Here is a 19,083-nt window from a genome sequence, read left to right as displayed (position 1 = left end):
TAGCGTTAGCGGTAATCGTTGAACAGGTCCGGGCGCGGCCCGGTGGATTCGCGCAAGACAATGCGCGGGGCGACGATGCGCTGCTCGGCCATGCCTTGCCGGGGTGTGCCGATGCGCGCCAGCAACAGCGAGGCAGCGCTCTCGCCCAGTTCGCGGATCGACTGGCCCACGGTGGTCAACGGCGGGTACACGTAGCGGCTGAGCTCGATGTCGTCGAAGCCGATCACCGACAGTTCGCCGGGCACGTTGATATTGCGTTCGGCGGCAGCGCGCAGCACGCCGAAACCGATCATGTCGTTGCCCGCAAAAATGGCCGTAGGGCGCCGCCCGTGCAACACTTGCGCAGCGGCGGCATGGCCGCCCGGGCTGGTGAAGTCGCAGTGCAGCACACGGTCACTGTGCACCGGCGCCTGCGCCTCGGCCATGGCCCGATGAAAGCCGCGCAGGCGCAGCTGGGTTACCCCGGTATCGGCGGGGCCACCGATGTAGGCGATGTCGCGGTGCCCCAGGGCCAGCAGGTGCTGGGTCGCCAGGTAAGCGCCGTGCTCATGGTCGATGCGCACCAGGTCAGCGTCCACCCCTTCCAGCTCGCGGTCGACGACCACCATGGGCGTACGTACGCCGGCCAGGCTCTGCAGCAGGTCGCTGTCCTCGCCCACCGACGCCACCACCAGCCCGTCGATGCGCTTTTCCAGCAACACGCGCAGGTAGCTGCGCTGCTTTTGCGGGTTGTCGTCGGAGTTGCACAGAATCACGCAATAGCCGTTGCGTTCACAGGCATCCTCGATGCCCCGCGCCAGCTCGGCAAAGTAAGGGTTCACGCTGCTGGGCACCAACAGCCCGATGGTCGCCGTGCTACGAGCCTTCAGCGAACGCGCCACGGCACTGGGCACGTAGTCGAGTTCGACAATCGCGGCCTCCACTTTCTGCCGCACCTGCTCGCTGACCGGTCGGGTCTTGTTCAATACATGGGACACCGTGGTATAGGAAATACCCGCCAATGCCGCGACATCTTTGATGGTTGCCATGTTGTCAGTTCCGCCGGCCTGCACGCCGGCTACGGTAAGTGTCGAGCACCACGGCAATGACGATCACCGCCCCGGTGATGATGCGCTTGGTCGGTTCGCTGGCACCGATCTGCGCCAGCCCCGCGGCCAGCACGGAAATGATCAGCACGCCGAAGAAGGTGCTGATGACCGAGCCACGCCCGCCCATCAGGCTGGTGCCGCCGATCACCACGGCGGCAATGACCTGCAGTTCCAGGCCAGAGCCCGCATTCGGGTCGGCCGCTTCCAACCGGGAAATCTGGAACAGCGCAGCCAGCCCGGCCAGCAGGCCCATCAGCGCGAACACCAGCACTTTGTAGGGCCGTGGGTCGATACCTGCCAGGCGCACGGCCTCTTCATTGGTGCCGATGCCGATCAGGTAGCGGCCGAACACTGTGCGGGTCAGCACCAGGTGGGCCAGCACGATCACCAGCAAGCCGATGATGAACGCTGGCGAGATGCCAAAGGTGACCGGGTCGGAGAACCAGGCATAGGCATCGCCGATATAGGCGGTGCGCGAGTCGGTGAACTGGTAGGCCAGGCCACGGGCCATTTCCAGCACGCCGAGCGAGACGATGAACGACGGGATGCGCCAGGCCACGGTCACGCTGCCAGTGATGCTGCCGGCCAGCGCAGCCAAGGCCATGCCCAGCAGCGCGGCGGGTAGCACGCCCCAGCCCCAACCGAGCATCGCCACGCTCACCGTCGACGCGGCCAGGGCCAGCACCGACCCCACCGACAGGTCGATACCGCCGATGATCAGCACGAAGGTCATGCCGACCGCCAGTACCATCAGGTCCGGGATCTGGTTGGCCAATGTGCTGAAGGTGTTGTACGACCAGAAGTGGCTGCTGAGGAACGAGAACAGCACGATCATCGCCAGCAAGGCGCCGGCCAGGCCCAGGTAGGTGCCCAGGCCGTAATAGGAACCGTTGCGGCGCACGGCGGCGCCTTGGCTGTCGAGCGGTGTGGTTTTCATACGTCCATCCTGGGGGCTGCCTCATGCAGCAGAGCGTCACGTTTCTGATAACCGGCAAAGGCTGCCGCCAACAGTTGATCCTGCGTCCAGTGCTCACGCTCGAAGGTGTCGATCAGGCGGCCGGCAGACAGCACGGCGATGCGGTCGCAGATCAACATCAACTCGCGCAGGTCGCTGGACACCACCACCAGGGCCTTGCCTTGGCGTGCCAGCTCGGCCAGCAGGCCGTAGATGTCGAACTTGGCACCGACATCGATGCCCCGGGTGGGCTCGTCGAACAGCAGCACCTGGCAGTCGCGCTCCAGCCACCGGCCGATCACGACCTTCTGCTGGTTGCCACCCGACAGCTCGCCAACCACCTGTTGCGCACCGGCGCTGCGAATACGCATGGCCTGGATCTGGCGCTCGGCCAAGGCCCTTTCCGCCTCGCCGTCGAGCACGCCGGCCCGTGACACGGCGCCAAGGTTGCCCAAGGCAATGTTGGCGCTGATCGACTGGCTCAGCAGCAGGCCCTCGCCTTTGCGGTCTTCGGTGATCAAGGCTATGCCTGCGCGCACGGCCGCCTTGGGCGAATCGATGGTCACCGGCTGCGGTGGCTGGCCCAATGCGATGCTGCCGCTGTCAGCACGGTCGGCGCCGTAGATCAGGCGCAACAACTCGGTGCGGCCCGCGCCGATCAGGCCGGAGATGCCGAATATCTCCCCCGCCCTGACCTCGAAAGATACCTCTCGCACCTTGTCGCTGCGAGTAAGCCGCTCGACCTTGAGCAAGGGTGCGCCAAGCTGCCGCCGGCCCAGGTCGATGTGTTCGCCCAGTTCGCGGCCCACCATGAGGTTGACCAGTTCGGCGCTGCTGTAGCGCTGGATGGGCTCGTCACACACCTGCCTGCCGTCGCGCAGTACGACGATCCGCTGGGCGACGCGCTGCAGTTCTTCCAGGCGGTGCGAAATGTACACGATGGCCACCCCGCGCGCGCGCAGGCGGTCGATCTGGGTAAATAACAGTTCCACCTCACGCGCGGTCAGCATCGCGGTGGGTTCGTCGAAGATCAGCACGTGGCAGTCGCCGATCAGGTTACGGGCGATTTCGACCATTTGCTGGTGGCCGATACCCAGTTCGCCGACTGGGGTATCCGGGTCGATGGCATCGAGCCCGACCCTGGCCATGGCCGCCGTGGCCAACTGGCGCAGGCGTTTGTGGTTGATCCAGCCAAAACGGCTGGGCAGGTTGTCGAGAAACAGGTTTTCCGCCACGGTCAAGGTTGGCAGCAGGTTCAGTTCCTGCATGACCATGCGCACGCCAAGGCGCTCGGCCTCGCTGCGGCTGGCGGGGGCGTAGGCCTGGCCGCGGTAGGTCATGTGCCCGGTGGTGGGGGTTTCCAGGCCGCTGATCAACTTGGACAGCGTGCTCTTGCCCGCACCGTTCTCGCCGGTCAGGGCCAGCACTTCGCCGGCCCGCAGGTTCAGGCTGACCTCACCCAGCACCGGCTGGGCGTAGGTCTTGCCAAGGCCGCTGGCAGCGAGCACCACTTCATTGGCCGATGCAGGCATGGCCGGTTCTCCTGGCAGGGTCGGGGCTACTTGGTAACGAGCTTGACTGGGGTCTGGATGACGTTGTCGGCATCCACGTCAGGCTTTTCGCCCTTGACCATTTTCAATGCTGCCTGAATACCGAATACGGCTTGCTGGCTGGCGGCCTGGTCAAGGGTGGCGAGCACGCGGCCATCGGCCAGCATGGGCTTGATGGCGTTGATATTGTCATAGCCGACCACTTGCACCTGGCCCGCCTTGCCGGCGGCACGCACAGCCGAAACCGCACCCAGCGCCATGCTGTCGTTACCGGCCAGCAGGGCCTTCAGGTCGGGGTATTCGTTGAGCATGGAAGCGGCGACGGCGTTGCCTTTGTCGATCTCCCAGTTACCGCTTTGGACCGAGACGATGTTCATTTTGGCGGCTTCCATGGCGTCCTTGAAGCCTGCAGTGCGCTGCTGGGCGTTGGTGGTGGTTGGCACCCCTTCGATGATGCCCACCTGGTCACCGGCCTTGAGCTTCTGTTGGGCCAGGTACTCGCCCACCATACGCGCGCCTTTGCGGTTGTCAGGGCCGACGAAGGGCACGCTGATGCCTTTGCTCTTGAGCAGCGCAGGGTCCAGGCGGTTATCGATGTTGATCACCACCACGCCTTTGTCCATGGCTTTCTTCACCGCTGATACCAACGCCTTGGAATCGGCCGGGGCGATCACCAGCGCCTTGGCGCCGGCGTTGACCATTTGCTCGACGATGCGGATCTGTTCGCCAGTGTCGGTTTCGTTCTTGATGCCGTTGGCAATCAAATCAAACTCAGCGGCGTGGCTTTTCTGGTAGTCCTTGGCACCGTCTTCCATGGTGCGGAAGAACTCGTTGGCCAGCGATTTCATGACCAGGGCGACCTTGGGCTTGTCTTCGGCGTGGGCGGCAGAAAACGGCAAGGCAAGGGAGAGTGAGGAAACGACAGCGAGGGCCAGCAGACGACCGGGGAACGGCAGTTTCATGGACGATGACTCCGAATCTTGTTTTTTTATCGGATCGCAAACGTTTGCGGTACGTAACTATGGAAACAGTACCAGGGTTTGTCAAATCCGTTTTTCAGGTCAGCGGCCGAAACCGTTGGCGCTGATTATCCAGAATCTTTCCGCAAAACCGAACACCTTTTCCTACGCCTGTTCGGATTCTCGAATGGAACACTACCCCCGCAACGCCCCCCCTGGGTCGCGCCGGGCTGCGCTGCACCTGCGCCAACCTGCACTGCGGCCGTGGTTTCGGGGCTGCTGCGCACAGCACTGCAACACAAAGCGATGCCTGCACCACTGCGCGCGCAAGCTGGTATGAAAGATGCCTTGCAAGCTGCGCGATTCAAAAACCATCTCATTTGGAAGAGAGCACAAGAACGATGAATGCCGCACTGAAAACCTTTGCCCCCAGCGCCCTCGCCCTGCTGCTGGTCCTGCCCACCGCCGCCTCGGCCAAGGAAGCCGAAACCCGGCAGAAACTGGCCAACGTGGTCATCCTCGCCACCGGTGGCACCATCGCCGGCGCTGGCGCCAGCGCCGCCAACAGCGCCACCTACCAGGCTGCCAAGCTGGGGGTGGACAAGCTGATCGCCGGCGTGCCGGAGCTCGCTGACATCGCCAATGTGCGCGGCGAGCAGGTGATGCAGATCGCCTCGGAAAGCATCAGCAACGATGACCTGCTGAAGCTGGCCAAACGCGTCGCCGAACTGGCCGACAGCAAGGATGTGGACGGTATCGTCATCACCCACGGTACCGACACCCTGGAAGAAACCGCCTACTTCCTCAACCTGGTCGAGAAAACCGACAAGCCAATCGTGGTAGTCGGCTCGATGCGCCCGGGCACCGCCATGTCCGCCGACGGCATGCTCAACCTCTACAATGCAGTGGCCGTGGCCGGCGACCAGCAGTCGCGAGGCAAGGGCGTGCTGGTGACCATGAACGACGAGATCCAGTCTGGCCGTGACGTGAGCAAGGCCGTCAACATCAAGACAGAAGCGTTCAAGAGCGCCTGGGGGCCAATGGGCATGGTCGTGGAAGGCAAGTCGTACTGGTTCCGCCTGCCGGCCAAGCGTCACACGGTCAACTCCGAGTTCGACATCAAACAGATCAGCAGCCTGCCACAGGTGGACATTGCTTATGGCTATGGCAACGTGACCGATACCGCCTACAAAGCGTTGGCGCAACATGGCGCCAAGGCGCTGATCCACGCCGGTACCGGCAATGGCTCGGTGTCTTCACGGGTAGTGCCGGCGCTGCAGGAACTGCGCAAGGAGGGTGTGCAGATCATTCGCTCGTCGCACGTCAACCAGGGTGGCCTCGTGCTGCGTAACGCCGAACAGCCAGATGACAAGAACGACTGGGTGGTGGCACACGACCTGAACCCGCAGAAGGCGCGGATTCTGGCCATGGTGGCAATGACCAAGACCCAGGACAGCAAGGAGCTGCAGCGGATTTTCTGGGAGTACTGATACCCCAGCAACCTCAGCAGCCACAGGCTGCTGAGGCCCGCTTCACGGTTGCCTAGAGGGCCATGACCATTTCGTGCCAAGCCATGCCGCCGTGGTCGGAGGGCGAAGGCCGCACGTACTGGTAGCCCATCTTGCGGTACAGCTCCACATGCTGCTCCTTGCACATCAGGTGAATGGTCTGCTTGCCTTGCGCCTTGGTCCGCGCAATGAATTCATCCATCAGCCGCTTGGCGTAGCCTTTGCCCTGGTGCGCGGGGTCCACCACCACCGACATAATCACCACATTGGCTGCCTGCGGGTCATGCCCGACCAACTCTTTGAACGCCTCGTCAGCCATCACCACGGCATGGGCACAGCCACTGTTGATGAACCCCACGATGCCGCCCTGCTCTTCGAGCAACAGGAAGCCTTGTGGGTACTGGCTGATACGGGTGCGGATCTTTTCCAGGGTGGCCGCCTCGTCGCCCTCGTAGGCACTCACCTCAATCTGGTAGCAGCGCTCGGCGTCGGTGATGACGGGCTGGCGGAATTGCAGGTTGCTCAAGGGCAGGCTCCGGGTAACAAAATGGCAAGCCGGCCATTCTAAACCGCTGGCTGGCATGCGCGCAGCCGTTGCAAGGCACTTTGGCCACAGCGCTCTGCCACCGCGAAGCAGTACGGCTCAACCGTACAGGTAGTCGATATCCTTGTAGGCCAGCGGCGGCACCTGGCCCATCAGGAAGTCACGCAGCTTGTGCATCTGCCGCGCCTTGGGGCTGGCCTTGAGCCAGGTCATGTAGTACCCGTCGCCGGTGGCCACGGCATGCTTGAATGGCGTAACCAGGCGCCCGGCCGCCAGGTCGGCACTGGCCAGTACCAGGTCGACGACCGAAATGCCAAGGCCCTGCTGGGCAGCCGAAATGCCCTGGTCCAGCGTGTCGAATACCTGCCCCTGGTCGATACTGATGTGCAGCGCGTCCATCCGCGCCAACCAGCGCCGCCAGTCGCGCCGGTCGGGGGAAGGGTGCAGGAACTCGCACTGCGGCAGGTCGCTCAGGGCTGGCTGCGCTTGCGCCATGTAATCGGGGTGGCATACCGGTATCAGCCACTCGTCGAACAGCTTGAAGCTGTCGATGTCGGCAGGGAAGCGCCCGCTGGCCAGAAGAATGGCGCAGTCGTAAGGCTCGGAATAGAAGTCGACGCTGTCGATGTCCATCCACACGCTCGACAGCTGCACGCTGCAGTGGTCTTCGTGCTTCTTGAACGCATCCAGCGCCCGCAGCAGCCAGCGTACGGTCAGCGTGGAAGGCGCCTTCAGGCGCAACCCGTAACGGTCCTGGCGCAACAACGCGCAGGCATTTTCGATGATCTTGAAGCCCACTTTCAGTTCCTGGGCCAGCACACGGCCATGCTCGGTCAGGCTTAGCTTGGGCCCACGGCGCTCGAACAGGTCGCAACCAAACATGGCTTCGAGGGTCTTGATGTGGTGGCTGACTGCACCCTGGGTCAAGGCAAGCTCTTCGGCCGCACGGGTGAAGGAGCCATAGCGTGACGCCACCTCGAAGGCACGCAATGCGTGCAGGGCCTGGATGCGTTCCGACATGGCGATATCCCGAGCATGAGTGAGACTAATAGTAGGTCATAGTTCCACGCGTTTTACAACGTGAAGTGCGTCTCGGAAAATGCAGGTAAAAAACAAATATAACCAAGATCCTGCCTGCATATGACTGGAACGTTCATTTAAATTCACGCCTGGGGAAATCATGTTTACGGGATATGGAAATTGCTATCGCCTGGATGCGCTAGAGCTCGCCGCTGAACATGGTCATGACATGCAACACTGGACGTACACCACCGTAGAACAATTTCGCACCATTCTCGCCAACCCCGAATTTCCGTGCCTGTTCGGCCGCAAGGCGGTAAACGGCGAAACCTGTTACATCCTGTTCGCACGCGCCGAGCAACTGTCGGATGATATCGCACAGGGCCTGGCCGATTATGTGCGCCTCATCGCACCTGTCACACCCCGGCAGCGCATCGGCAGCCCACTGGTGGTGTTTCTGCAGACGGCAGCCGACAGCAGCCTGAGCGAACAGCAGGCGCTGGCCTGGAAGGTGCTGCGCGGGGTGCATGCGCGCGACCCCCACCCCTGGCCACAGGGCATACCGACCGACCCCGCCGATACCGGCTGGTCGTTCTGCTACGCCGGCATGCCTTTGTTCATCAACATGAACTTCCCCGGCCACCAGCGCATGAAAAGCCGCAACCTGGGCCAACACATCACCTTCGTCATCAACCCCCGGGAAAACTTCGACGAAGTGGCCGACACCCGCAGCGAAAGCGGCCGGCGCATCCGCGCGCGCATCCGCGAGCGGGTACACCACTACAACGATGGCGTCGTGCCCGACACCCTTGGCGCTTTTGGCGATGCCGACAACTACGAATGGAAGCAGTACCAGCTGCAGGAGGCAGGTTCGCTGAACCCGTCGCGCTGCCCGTTTCATACCCACACCGCACACCAGCCGACACCCGACATCCTGATCGAGAACTGACCGTGAATACCGCACTCACCGCCACTTATGCCCTCACCGTCCTGCTGCTGATCGCCACGCCCGGCCCAGTGGTGGCACTGATCGTCAACACTGCGGCCGCTTCGGGCTCGCGCAAGGCCATGTTCACCGCCGTCGGCACCAACTGGGCGTCCCTGGTGCTGATTGGCGCAGCCGCCTGGATCATCCTCACCAGCGCGGCCATCGACAAGACCTGGCTGAACATCATGAGCCTGCTGGGCTGCCTGTTCATCGGCCACATTGCCGTGGGTACCCTGCGCGAGGCGCTGCAGGCGCCGGCTGCTGCGGCCTCGAACGAGGCCCCGAACGAGGTGGCCAAGCCCGGCCGTGGCGGGCTGCTGCAAGGGTTCATGGTGGGCATTTCCAACCCGAAGGACATCATCTTCTTCATCGCCTTCTTCCCGCAGTTCATCCAGATCACCGAGTCGTTCGGCAAAAGCATGGTGGTCCTGTCGCTGCTTTGGGTGGCCATCGACTTCGCCGTGCTCAGCCTGTACATCTTCGCCATCGGCAAGATCGCCTCGCAGCGTAGCAACCGGGTCATCAGCCTGGCGTCAGGCGTGGCGCTGCTGCTGATCGCCGCAGGCGGCCTGCTGTACAACCTGAAAGAACTGGCGGCCTGAAACTGCTGTGCACCCTACGGCGCCATTGAAGGAGCATTCATGAACCCCACCCGCACCAGCCCGCCTCCTTCGCCGCTGCCACAGGACTACCAGCGCTTTCTGCTGCGCGGCAGCCGCCGCGCGCCACACACCGTGCATGTGCACGAAACCGGCTACCGCTCCGGCACCATCAACACCGATGCCCTGGGCCTGCGCTACAGCCATTGCGCCGGCAAGCGCTTTTCTGCGGGCGAGCGCGGCGGCGCTTCGCGCATCAACTTGCTGGTGGGCGGCTCGACAGCCCTGGGCATCGGCGCCAGCTCCGACGAGCACACCGTGGCCTCGCACCTGTCGATGCTCACCGGCGAAGTCTGGCTGAGCCTGGCCGGTTGCGGGCTCAATGCCAGCCAGGAGCTGCTGTTGTTCCTGACCCACCAGCATCGCCTGGGCCAGCTCGGCCACGTGGTCGTGCTCAGCGGCCTGAACAGCCTGGCCCACGAAGCCCTGTGCGAAGTGCTCGCCAGCCCCGCAGCGGCCCATGGCAAGGCTTACCAGGACTTTCTCAACAGCTTCAGCGAAGGCCTGCAGCCTGCCACCGCCGCCCGCCGGCAATCGTTGTGGCGGCGCATTGGTCAAGCCTTGGCGCCGCCGCCGCCAGCCGAAGCCGTGGGCAGTTGGCCGCTATCCGCCCCGGAGAAGCGCCTGGCTCGCGCCGCCGACACCATTGGCCGCACGCTGCGGCAGTGGGACCGGTTGCTGGCCGACAGCCATGCCACCCTGACCTTCATCCTGCAGCCGTTGCTGCCCTGGTGCCGGGAAACCCTGCCTGCCGGTGAACAGGCCATGTTGGCGGCACTGGAGCAGCAGCCGGGCAACTTCGACCGGCTGCTCGACGGCGCGTTCGACAGCCAACTGCACTCGGCGTTTTTCCGCCGCATCAAAAGCCAGGCCGATCCGGTCCCCTGCTACGACATGAACGGCATGCTCAGCAGCTCGCCCGTGTTCGGGGCAGATTTGTTCATCGATCGCCTGCACCTGAACGACCTGGGCAACAATGCCTTGGCCAAGGTGATCACCGCCAAGCTGGGCCTGGCCCAGGAAAAACACGCCCTGCGTAATGTCACCCCTATCAGACTCGTCTGACATTTGCACAGCGGCCTTTCGGCCAGGCCCCTTGGCTGGCTAGAATACGTGGTCGTTCCGATTTCCCCGAGGCGCAATGCTTGACCGCCATGACCGTCGAAACCGTGCACTCTTACCTGGCCGCCCCTGGGGTTCACCTGTGAGCCTGGCCATGCGCCTGCCCGCGCTGCTGGTTGCGTTACTGCCGCTGGCTGCCCAGGCGCTGGAGGTTAATATCGACCCGCATGCCGACCTGCTCTACCGCCAGGCGTTGCCATTGCTGGAACAGGCCGACAATCAGGAAGAAGGCAGCAGCACCCTGCGCACGTCGCTGGGCGCCGATCCGGAGCTCAGCCGCCAGGGGCAGGCAATGGCTCACACCTTGCCTACAGCGGTGGCCCTGTTGAAAAAGTCGGTCGAGCTGGGCCACCCGGTCGCCCAGTACCGGTTGGCCCTGTACTACATGACCTACCTTCCCGCGGCGCAGATCCCTGAAGCTGCCTGCCCGTTGCTCGAAGCCAGCCTAAAGCAGGGCTTTGCCGCACCCGCACCGGCCATCGCCACCTGGTGCCAGCCCTACAATGCCAGTAGCGATTACCGCACAGCCCTGGAGGCCATCCCCAGCATGGCCACCGTGTACGCCCCCTATTACCCGCAGCCTGCCACCCACCTGGCCTGCCGACGCAACCAGCCACAAGGCCTGGAAATGCTGTGGGGGCGCCAGCGTGACTACCAGGCCGAGGTGTACCGCCTGCTCAGCGAACTGGACCCACAGCACCGGTTGAGCCTGCTGCAGAAGGCGGTCGACATCAATGGCTGCGTGACAGCGCAGCAACACCTGACCCGGCACCCCTAGCCGGTGCCCGGGGGCATTACGGGCGCTCACGCCAAAAGCGCTGTCGACCAGCAAGATCGTTCAAGCCAACCCCCCTGCCCGTCTGGCATGCTGGCCTGCCCTGTAAACGCATTGCAGACACCATGCCCACCATTGCTCGCCAAGCCTTTCTCCACGGCGCCATCGCCATCCTGCCGCTGTCCCTTGCCGTCGCCCCTTGGGGCCTGCTCGCCGGGTCGATGGCCATCGAGGCCAACCTAAGCCCTTGGCAGGGCCAAGGGCTGTCGGCCATCGTCTTTGCCGGCGCCGCGCAACTGGTGGCCATCGGCATGCTCAAGGGCGGCGCCAACCTGGCATCGATACTGCTGACCACTTTGCTGTTGACCTCACAGCACCTGCTATATGGCCTGTCGATGCGCCCAGTGCTGTCCAACCAGCCGCTGCGCTGGCGGCTGGGCCTGGGCTTTCTGTTGACCGACGAATTCTTCGCCCTGACCAGCCAGTACGACCAGCAGCAGTTCAACCGCTGGTACGCGTTAGGGGTGGGCCTGACCTTCTACGTTGCCTGGAACCTGTTCACCCTGGCCGGTATCCTGCTGGGCCAGAGCATTCCACACCTGGACCAGTACGGGCTGGACTTTTCCATCGTCGCCACCTTCGTGGCCTTGATCGCGCCACTGGTGCGCAACCTCGCCACGCTGGCGTGCGTAGCCGTGTCGCTGTTCTGCTCGGTTTTGTTCAGCTACTGGCACTGGGAGACCGCGCTGGTCGCCGCCGGGCTGCTGGGCATGAGCGCCGGTTTCATCTGCCAGAAATTTGCCGGAGCACGCACATGACCTGGGTGCTGATTTTTGCCATGGGGGCCATCGTGTTTCTCAACCGCTACGCGTTTCTGGAACCACGCCTGCCCTTACGGCTTAGCTCCAACGCGCGGCAATTTCTGGGCTTTGCCGTGCCGGGCATGCTCACGGCCATCTGCGGCCCCATCATTTTCCTGCCCGAGCACCAGCTCGAACTGAGCCTGCTCAACCCCTACCTGCTGGGCTCACTGGCGGCCATCACCTTGGTGCTGTTGACCCGCAGCGTAGTGCTGAGCATGCTGGTGAGCATGTTGATCTTCTTCCTGTTGCGCAGTTGGCTGGCATGAGCGGGGCACTGCGCGAGCAGACACACCTTTGGCAGGCGCCAGCGCTAGGCGACGTCGAGATGCTGCACGCGCGTTACGTTCAGCAGCGCTTCGCCCCGCACGTTCACGAGGGCTATGTGTTCACCGTGATCGAGTCCGGCGCCCAGCGTTTCTGGCACCGCGGCAGCGAGCACCTGGCCCCGGTCGGCAGCATGGTGCTCATCAATCCGGACGAACTGCACACCGGCGCCACCGCTCACGAAGCAGGTTGGCGCTATCGCGGTTTCTACCCCGACCATGAACGGGTCACAGGGGTGCTCGAGGAACTGGAGCTGGGGCGTCACGGCATGCCCAGCTTCAAGGCCAGCGTGATCCAAGACCCGGCGCTGGCCGTTGCATTCAGCCAACTGCACAAGTTGTCCGAAGCCGGTGCCAGCGCCCTGCAGCAACAGACGGCCTGGCGCCAGGCGGTGCTGGCGCTGGTGCAGCGCCATGGGCAATGCGCGGCGCCTTCGGCCCCCGGCCAAGAGCCCCTGGCAGTGGCCCGCGCGCGCGAACTGCTGGAAAGCCGGCTGGCCGACCCGCCTTCGCTGGAGGCGCTGGCAGCGGCGGTCAACCTGTCGCCATTTCACTTCGCCCGGGTGTTTCGCCAGGCTACCGGCCTGCCGCCGCACGCCTGGCTCAAACAGCGGCGCCTGGCCCGTGCACGGGAAATGCTGAAAAACGGCCTGGTGGCGTCGCAGGTCGCGTTCGACCTGGGCTTTGCCGACCAGAGCCATCTGAGCCGGCAGTTCAAGCAGGCCTACGGCGTGCCGCCGGGCGTCTATCGCAGCGCCTGCCGGCCAGGCTGAGCTGTGGCACCTCGCCACAGGCAGGCCGCCTAGCCACTGCTACACTAACAGGGCTGAACGGAGGATCCTGCCATGTCCCAAAGAGAGCTCACCACCCTACTGTCGCTGATGAACCAGCGCCAGGCCTGCCTGAGTAGCGCGTGCAAGGAGATTGCCGACTGGATCGACCGGCAGGGCGATGTGCCCGCCGCAGGCAAGATTCGCGCGAGTTTACGGGCGCTGGAAGCCGATGAGGCGCAAGTCCGCAAGACCTTGACCTCGCTGACCCTCGACCGGCCACTGCCCAAGTTTCGCAGTTGACCGGCGCGCCAAGGCTACCTTGCTGGAACCTGTCAGTGCTGCATGTGCATGTGGTCGTGGCCGCCGCCCGCCTCGGCGGTGAGCGCGCGCACTTCAGCCTGCACTTCCACGGTTTCCTTGGCGCCTTTGGCGTCTTCGATGGTCAGGCTCAGCGGTACTTTCTCGCCTTCCTTGACCTGGCCGTTCAGACCCATCAGCATCACATGCAGGCCATTGGGGTCCAGCGTAACGGCTTTGCCCGCTGGTAGCTCGACAGCCTTCACCTCACGCATGCCCATCACATCGCCATTCATGGTCATTTCGTGTACCTGAACGGTCTTGGCAACTGGCGACGCCACGCTCACCAGCTTGCTGTCGCTGCTGGCGGTCAGGGTCATGAATGCGCCGGTGGACTGCTGGTGCGGCACGCTGGCACGCACCCAGGCTTCACTCACAGTGGTCTGGGCGAGGGCCGGCAGTGCCAGCCCGGCAAGGGCCAGGGCAGCCAAGCCGCGTTTGATCGGTTGCATCAACATTCAGCAGATCTCCATCAGGGTGACCAGGTCTTCGGCGCATTCCTTGGCTGTCAGGGAATGGCCCAGGCTCAGGCGCAGGGTGCCACGTGTATCGTAGACGTAGCTGGTGGACGAATGAGAAATGGTGTAGGTGTCCCCGGCCGGGACTTTCTCGTAGAACACCTTGAATTCCTTGGCTACTGCGGCAATTTCTTCGGGGGTGCCGGTCAGTGCGATGAACGTGGGGTCAAAGGCCTTGACGTAGGCATCGAGCACCTCGGGGGTGTCGCGCTCCGGGTCCAGGGTGATGAACACCACCTGGAACAGGTCGCGGTCGCGGCCGCGCAGCGTCTTGCGGATCTGCGCCGCACGCGCCAGCGTGGTCGGGCAGATCGCCGGGCACTGGGTGAAGCCGAAGAAAATCATGGGCATGCTGCCGTAGAAGCTCGACAGGGTACGCACGTTGCCTTGCGGGTCCTTGAGGCTGAACTTGCGCCCGAGGATCTCGTTGCTCATGTTCTTGCCGTACTTGAACTCGAGCCCCCGCGCCGGGCTGCAGCCCGCCAGCAGGCCGAGCCCGAGAACGCCCATGCCGGCGACGACTGCCCGCCGGCTATATAGATCATTCATGAAACCATCCTTTACAGGGAAGGTGCCGGCCCTCGGGACGGGCCGGTCGAAAAACCGGGGCATTCTGGCATGACACCCAGAGGGGTTCTACCCGACCTGAGCAGGTAAGGCCTGCAGCCCTTGAAATACGGGCTGCGGCCTGTTGTCGCAGGGCTTGAAAACGTAACACTTTATTGCTAAGTGCGCGGACTTTAGCGGCCTGTTCAGGCGCGGCCTCGTGTCGCGATCGGGCTGCAACGCAGCCCCAGCAAGCATGCGCCAAGGCAACGGTGCGGCTGCAGCCCAGCAGCCGCCGGAAGGCTTAGTAGTAGGCGTTTTCTTTCTGGCTGTGGTCAGTCACGTCACGCACGCCCTTCAGCTCCGGGATACGCTCGAGCAGGGTGCGCTCGATGCCTTCTTTCAAAGTTACGTCAGCCTGGCCGCACCCTTGGCAACCACCGCCAAACTGCAGCACAGCAATGCCGTCGTCCACTACGTCTACCAGGCTGACCTGGCCGCCATGGCTGGCCAGACCAGGGTTGATCTCGGTCTGCAGGTAGTAGTTGATACGCTCGTTGATCGGGCTGTCTTCATTGACCATCGGCACCTTGGCGTTCGGCGCCTTGATGGTCAGCTGGCCACCCATGCGGTCGGTGGCGTAATCGACCAGGGCATCTTCCAGGAACGGCACGCTGACCGCATCCAGGTAAGCGGTAAAGCTCTTGAGGCCAACGGCGGTGTCGTCAGGCTTCTCTTCGCCCGGCTTGCAGTAGGCGATGCAGGTTTCGGCGTACTGGGTGCCCGGCTGGGTGATGAAAATACGAATGCCGATGCCAGGCGTGTTCTGCTTGGAGAGCAGATCGGCCAGGTAGTCATGGGCGGCGTCGGTAATGGTTATAGCGCTCATGTAGGTTCCTCACAGACTTGCCGCCAAGTGTACGCCAACCGGCGCATCGAACAAAGTCCTAGTATTTGACTCGGGAAAGCGCGTAGGCCGGCTCGCCCCCTCGCGGCGCCGCCAGCCACGCCTGCATGCGCCGGTACAGGCCACGTTCCAGCCAGCAATAGCTGAACCACGACATTAGTCCAATGGACGGCACGCACACCGCGAATACCCAGTAAGGATTCAACTGCAAACGCTGGCTGGCGAACCAGCCGGCATACAGCACCAGCACATGGATCAGGTACACGGAATACGAGCAGTCGCCCAGCGCCTTGAGCAGCCGGTTGCCTTTGAACATCGGTTCCAGAGCGATGAAGGCCAGCACGATCATTGCGCTCGGCACGCCCCAATGCAGCAAGCGCTGCGATGCATCGAGGTGATAGATGGCCAGGCCTGCCGCCCCCAGCAGCAGCAACGCCAGAACCCGGCCCTGGCGGATCAGCCCATGGCGGTACAAGACCCCAAGGCCGATGCCGAGCAAGAACTCATAGATGATGTCGTTGTTGTAAAAGCGGCTGAGCAAGCCAAACCGCCCCAGCACCTCGCTGACCAGCAGCAAGGCGCCAGCCACCAGCAGCAGGTGGTGACGTTTGCGCACAAGAAAAGCCAGGCCGAACAGCAGGTAGAAGAACATTTCGAAGTTCAGCGTCCAGCCCACGTTCAAGGTGGGATACAGGCCGTAACCGCCGGGGTTCTCCGCCGGGATGAACAGCAGCGACAGCAGCAGGTGATGCCAACTGAACACCTGGTGCGGCATCCATTGGCTGAACGCCAGCAACAGCAAGGCCATTAGGGCCGTATAGAACCAGTAGGCGGGAACGATGCGCAGCACCCGGTTGAGCAGAAACTGGCGGGGCTCGACCGGCTTGTCGCAGGTCGACAGGTAGATAACCAGCCCACTGATCACGAAGAAGATGTCCACGCCCACAGCGCCCCGGTCAGTGAGCAATTGGCCGACGGGGCCGGTGGCATGGAAGTCGAAGAAGATCTGCATGAAATGGTGGCAGACCACCACCCAAGCGGCGAACGCCCGCAATGCCTGAAGCGAATACAACATGAAATAACCTGCGCTTTTCGGTGCATTGAGGCCCGTATCGGCTGCATGAGCACCGATACAGGCCACCTAACACTTTCCGACCGCAGGTGTATCGGAAAGGTCAGCCAAACCGATCAGAGGTTTTCGTAGCGGTTCATGTCCAGCACCCCGGCCTCGACCGGCTCGGTTTCCTTGATGTAGCTGTTCAGGTCATGGAAGTAACGCCAGAACTCGGGGTGGCTGCGGCGCACGCCCCAACGCATGACAATGCGTTCGAACTTAGCTGCATCGTCCTTCGCGGCCTCCATGTCCTCGACGAATTCCGGCACATCCTTGGTCGGGATGTTGAACATGAAGTTGGGGTAACTGCTGAGCACACCGGGGTACAGGGTCAGGGTGTCCAGGCCAGGCTGGTAGCGATAGGCCTCGCCAAGCAGGAAGGCCACGTTGCTGTGCGCACGGTTGCGTAGCAGGCTGTACACCTGGCGCTGGCCGCCCTGCCCTTCGATGCGCAACATCGTCGCCTCGGGCAGCTGGTTGATCACCTTCAGCCCGGCCGCCGGGCGCGAGACCAGGCGGCTGAGCGACTGCTCGGCATTGCGGAACTCTTCGCTCATTTGCGGCCGCGAGCAGAAGGCGCCCTGGCAGCGGTTGATCGGGTCGGGCGCGGCATTCAGGCTGCCGGTGCGCTGCAACAGCTTGAGGCCGAAGTCGCGCGTGGGGTTGCGCGGGTCAAGCTTGATACCGCTCGGCGTGTCACTGTCGATGTCCTCGTAGTCCAGCCACATCTTGACCTTGCCGCTGTTCTGGTACCAGTCGCCAAGAATCGCCTTGCGCTGGTCTGCCGGCATCAGGCGCAGGAAATTGACCTCGGCACCGTTGCGAATCAGGTCGAAGTACAGGCGCGTCTGCAACTGGTGGGACACGTTGCCATACACATCGAAATTGACTGCCAGCTGGTAATAGGTGCGTTCGAGCAGCGGGTAGTCGAACAGCCAGACGGTAAGGGGCACATCGCCGACCAGGCCCTTGGTGACCGAGGCGCTGTCGAAATGACGGAAAATGCTCAGCAGGGCATTGTCGTTACCCGCCCACAGCGTCGCCCAGCCTGGGGCCGGCATCTCGGCATAGGCTTCCCGGCGCAGCTTTTCATACGCGTTGCGCTTGTCGCGGTACGCGTGCCACAAGCTCAGCACACTGCCCACGTCGTCGTTCTGGCCTGGCATGGCCAGCAACGGCGTGGCTTCGCCGCGGTAGTGCGCATCGGTGATGTAGCGGTCGTGCGCGGGCTCCTGGAACAACGCCCAGAAGTTGTCGCGAATCACGTCGGTGGCGATCTGGCCCCGGCAAACAGGCCCGCGGATGAAGGTGCGCACGAAGTACTCGGCGTTATCCAGCATGAACTGGTAGCGCGCCACCGCCGGGATGGCCTCGAAGGTTTCGAACGGGTTGGCGCGGTGGCGCGGGCCATAGCCGGGCAGCGCGCTGGCATGCCAGTCACCGGCATAGAACAGCTGCTTCACCCGCTTGAGCTTTTGCGGCCCCATTGGGTAGGTGATGTGCGTCTTGTGCACGATCACGCCCTGCACCGGGATCAACCGGTAGTAGAAGTCGGTACCTGGGGGGTCGTTGGGCCGCCGCGTGGCGATGATGTCTGCCGGCTGGCCGCTTGGCGTGCGCGAGCGCACCCACTGGAAGAAGTGGCCCTGCTCGCCCCCTGTAAAATAGATATGCGCCAGGAACAGGTGCTCGTACAGCCAGCGGCCAACCAGCGCTTCGGTGGAGCCTGGGCGGTTGAGCAGCTCCTCCCATTCGGCGATTTGCCGGGCTTCAGCAGCGCTGGGTTGGATCGGCTGGTATTCGACCGGCGCGCCGGCGGCCAGCCAACGGCGCATGGTGTCGTATTCCTGGTCCGTCAACCCGGTCACGGCCAGCGGCATGCCTTCCCTGGGATGGGCGCCGGCGTAGGCATCGAACTCATGGGGCAAGGGGCACATGTTGTTGCGGTTCAGGCCCAGGACGATCTCGTCAGGCACCTTGGCATTGGGCGTGAGTGGCGTCTTGTGCCCCAGTTCGAGCATGCGCGCCATCAGCGCGGCCTGGCTGCCCTGGTTGTCGAGCACCGAGTAGAAGCCTTTCTTGCGCCACTCGCTCTCGCTGTGGGCGTCGTAGAACAGCCGCGTGGTGGGCACTGCCTGGCTGCGCTCGCCCTGGTACACCGGAACCTTGCTGGCCCCGCGTACTGCGCCTTCGGGGCTTTCCAGCTTCAGTTGGCAGGCGGCATCGTTGCAGGCGTGGCAGGCCACGCATTTCTCGGTGAAGATGGGTTGAATGTCCCGGGTGTAGGATATGGCCGGGCTCGACTGGGGAGCTTGCCCAAGCACCGCGCCACTGAGGAGCAGGGCGAAAGCGCCGGCAAGGATACGTTGCACCATGTGCGGAAAGTCCTGGTTCTTGAAGCCATCACGATTTGTTGCCTGGTCGTCCTTGGCCACCGTTTTTCACCGGCTAGGCCAACATGAGCAGAATTCATGGAAATGGGCGATGCACCTAAAAACCGCGCAGCTTTGTTAT

The 19,083-nt window shown here is 63.3% G+C and carries 20 protein-coding genes; 9 read left to right on the top strand and 11 right to left on the bottom strand.

All coding sequences use genetic code 11. The features are described from left to right. Positions 1-5: 5 nt before the first annotated feature. From GYA94_RS09950 to GYA94_RS09935, 4 genes are read right to left on the bottom strand one after another with little or no spacing between them, the layout of a single operon-like run. Entirely contained in the window at positions 6-1,028 is a 1,023-nt protein-coding gene (locus GYA94_RS09950) for a LacI family DNA-binding transcriptional regulator (protein ID WP_161892229.1), read from the bottom strand. 4 nt (positions 1,029-1,032) lie between these two features. Continuing rightward, complete coding sequence (locus GYA94_RS09945) at positions 1,033-2,025, bottom strand: ABC transporter permease (RefSeq protein WP_161892228.1); 993 nt, start codon at positions 2,023-2,025, stop codon at positions 1,033-1,035. Then, positions 2,022-3,575: a sugar ABC transporter ATP-binding protein gene (locus GYA94_RS09940; RefSeq protein ID WP_161892227.1), complete on the bottom strand. Its 1,554-nt coding sequence runs from the start codon at positions 3,573-3,575 to the stop codon at positions 2,022-2,024. The genes GYA94_RS09945 and GYA94_RS09940 overlap by 4 nt, the downstream gene beginning before the upstream one ends. 26 nt (positions 3,576-3,601) lie before the next feature. Further along, positions 3,602-4,555, bottom strand: a complete 954-nt coding sequence (locus GYA94_RS09935; RefSeq protein WP_161892226.1) for a sugar ABC transporter substrate-binding protein — start codon at positions 4,553-4,555, stop codon at positions 3,602-3,604. Positions 4,556-4,953: 398 nt separating this feature from the next. Here GYA94_RS09935 and GYA94_RS09930 point away from each other — a divergent pair, with 398 nt between their 5' ends. After that, entirely contained in the window at positions 4,954-6,042 is a 1,089-nt protein-coding gene (locus tag GYA94_RS09930; RefSeq protein ID WP_009685895.1) for an asparaginase, read from the top strand. Positions 6,043-6,094: 52 nt separating this feature from the next. Here the strand turns inward: GYA94_RS09930 and GYA94_RS09925 are convergent, their stop codons facing one another. Both GYA94_RS09925 and GYA94_RS09920 read right to left on the bottom strand, forming a co-directional pair. Continuing rightward, positions 6,095-6,586: a GNAT family N-acetyltransferase gene (locus tag GYA94_RS09925; protein WP_161892225.1), complete on the bottom strand. Its 492-nt coding sequence runs from the start codon at positions 6,584-6,586 to the stop codon at positions 6,095-6,097. A gap of 117 nt (positions 6,587-6,703) precedes the next feature. Beyond that, positions 6,704-7,624, bottom strand: a complete 921-nt coding sequence (locus GYA94_RS09920; protein ID WP_029884919.1) for a LysR substrate-binding domain-containing protein — start codon at positions 7,622-7,624, stop codon at positions 6,704-6,706. A 160-nt stretch (positions 7,625-7,784) separates the two neighbouring features. On the opposite strand from GYA94_RS09920, the gene GYA94_RS09915 reads away from it, so the two are divergent. From GYA94_RS09915 to GYA94_RS09880, 8 genes are all read left to right on the top strand, one after another. Continuing rightward, positions 7,785-8,573: a YqcI/YcgG family protein gene (locus GYA94_RS09915; protein ID WP_110677733.1), complete on the top strand. Its 789-nt coding sequence runs from the start codon at positions 7,785-7,787 to the stop codon at positions 8,571-8,573. A 2-nt stretch (positions 8,574-8,575) separates the two neighbouring features. Then, positions 8,576-9,214, top strand: coding sequence for a LysE family translocator (locus tag GYA94_RS09910; protein WP_110677734.1), 639 nt, complete (start codon positions 8,576-8,578; stop codon positions 9,212-9,214). A gap of 39 nt (positions 9,215-9,253) precedes the next feature. Then, complete coding sequence (locus GYA94_RS09905) at positions 9,254-10,336, top strand: hypothetical protein (RefSeq protein WP_161892224.1); 1,083 nt, start codon at positions 9,254-9,256, stop codon at positions 10,334-10,336. Positions 10,337-10,475: 139 nt separating this feature from the next. Further along, positions 10,476-11,171 (top strand): SEL1-like repeat protein, encoded by a 696-nt coding sequence (locus GYA94_RS09900; protein ID WP_029884916.1) that lies wholly within the window; start codon positions 10,476-10,478, stop codon positions 11,169-11,171. A gap of 122 nt (positions 11,172-11,293) precedes the next feature. After that, positions 11,294-11,986 carry an AzlC family ABC transporter permease gene (locus tag GYA94_RS09895; protein ID WP_029884915.1) on the top strand — a complete coding sequence of 231 codons (693 nt, stop codon included), beginning with the start codon at positions 11,294-11,296 and terminating at the stop codon, positions 11,984-11,986. Then, the gene (locus GYA94_RS09890; protein WP_009685903.1) at positions 11,983-12,297 is read left to right on the top strand and encodes an AzlD domain-containing protein; all 315 of its coding nucleotides are present in this window, start codon (positions 11,983-11,985) and stop codon (positions 12,295-12,297) included. The genes GYA94_RS09895 and GYA94_RS09890 overlap by 4 nt, the downstream gene beginning before the upstream one ends. Further along, complete coding sequence (locus tag GYA94_RS09885) at positions 12,294-13,127, top strand: AraC family transcriptional regulator (RefSeq protein ID WP_110677738.1); 834 nt, start codon at positions 12,294-12,296, stop codon at positions 13,125-13,127. Before GYA94_RS09890 ends, GYA94_RS09885 begins: the two co-directional genes overlap by 4 nt. A gap of 72 nt (positions 13,128-13,199) precedes the next feature. Then, positions 13,200-13,427 carry a hypothetical protein gene (locus GYA94_RS09880; RefSeq protein ID WP_029884913.1) on the top strand — a complete coding sequence of 76 codons (228 nt, stop codon included), beginning with the start codon at positions 13,200-13,202 and terminating at the stop codon, positions 13,425-13,427. 32 nt (positions 13,428-13,459) lie between these two features. On the opposite strand, the gene GYA94_RS09875 is transcribed toward GYA94_RS09880, so the two are convergent. From GYA94_RS09875 to GYA94_RS09855, 5 genes are all read right to left on the bottom strand, one after another. Then, the gene (locus GYA94_RS09875) at positions 13,460-13,942 is read right to left on the bottom strand and encodes a copper chaperone PCu(A)C (RefSeq protein WP_029884912.1); all 483 of its coding nucleotides are present in this window, start codon (positions 13,940-13,942) and stop codon (positions 13,460-13,462) included. Beyond that, positions 13,943-14,551: an SCO family protein gene (locus GYA94_RS09870; protein WP_009685906.1), complete on the bottom strand. Its 609-nt coding sequence runs from the start codon at positions 14,549-14,551 to the stop codon at positions 13,943-13,945. Positions 14,552-14,852: 301 nt separating this feature from the next. Then, positions 14,853-15,437, bottom strand: coding sequence for a Fe-S biogenesis protein NfuA (nfuA, locus tag GYA94_RS09865; RefSeq protein ID WP_003250416.1), 585 nt, complete (start codon positions 15,435-15,437; stop codon positions 14,853-14,855). Positions 15,438-15,495: 58 nt separating this feature from the next. Further along, positions 15,496-16,530, bottom strand: a complete 1,035-nt coding sequence (locus GYA94_RS09860; RefSeq protein ID WP_009685907.1) for an acyltransferase family protein — start codon at positions 16,528-16,530, stop codon at positions 15,496-15,498. Positions 16,531-16,643: 113 nt separating this feature from the next. Continuing rightward, positions 16,644-18,944: a fatty acid cis/trans isomerase gene (locus tag GYA94_RS09855; RefSeq protein WP_161892254.1), complete on the bottom strand. Its 2,301-nt coding sequence runs from the start codon at positions 18,942-18,944 to the stop codon at positions 16,644-16,646. Positions 18,945-19,083: the final 139 nt, after the last annotated feature.

Origin of the sequence: Pseudomonas juntendi (assembly GCF_009932375.1) — a bacterium.
GTDB classification, from domain to species: Bacteria; Pseudomonadota; Gammaproteobacteria; order Pseudomonadales; family Pseudomonadaceae; genus Aquipseudomonas; species Aquipseudomonas juntendi.
Note: the sequence above shows the minus strand (reverse complement) of the source record. Positions and strands in the feature narration are given on the sequence as shown.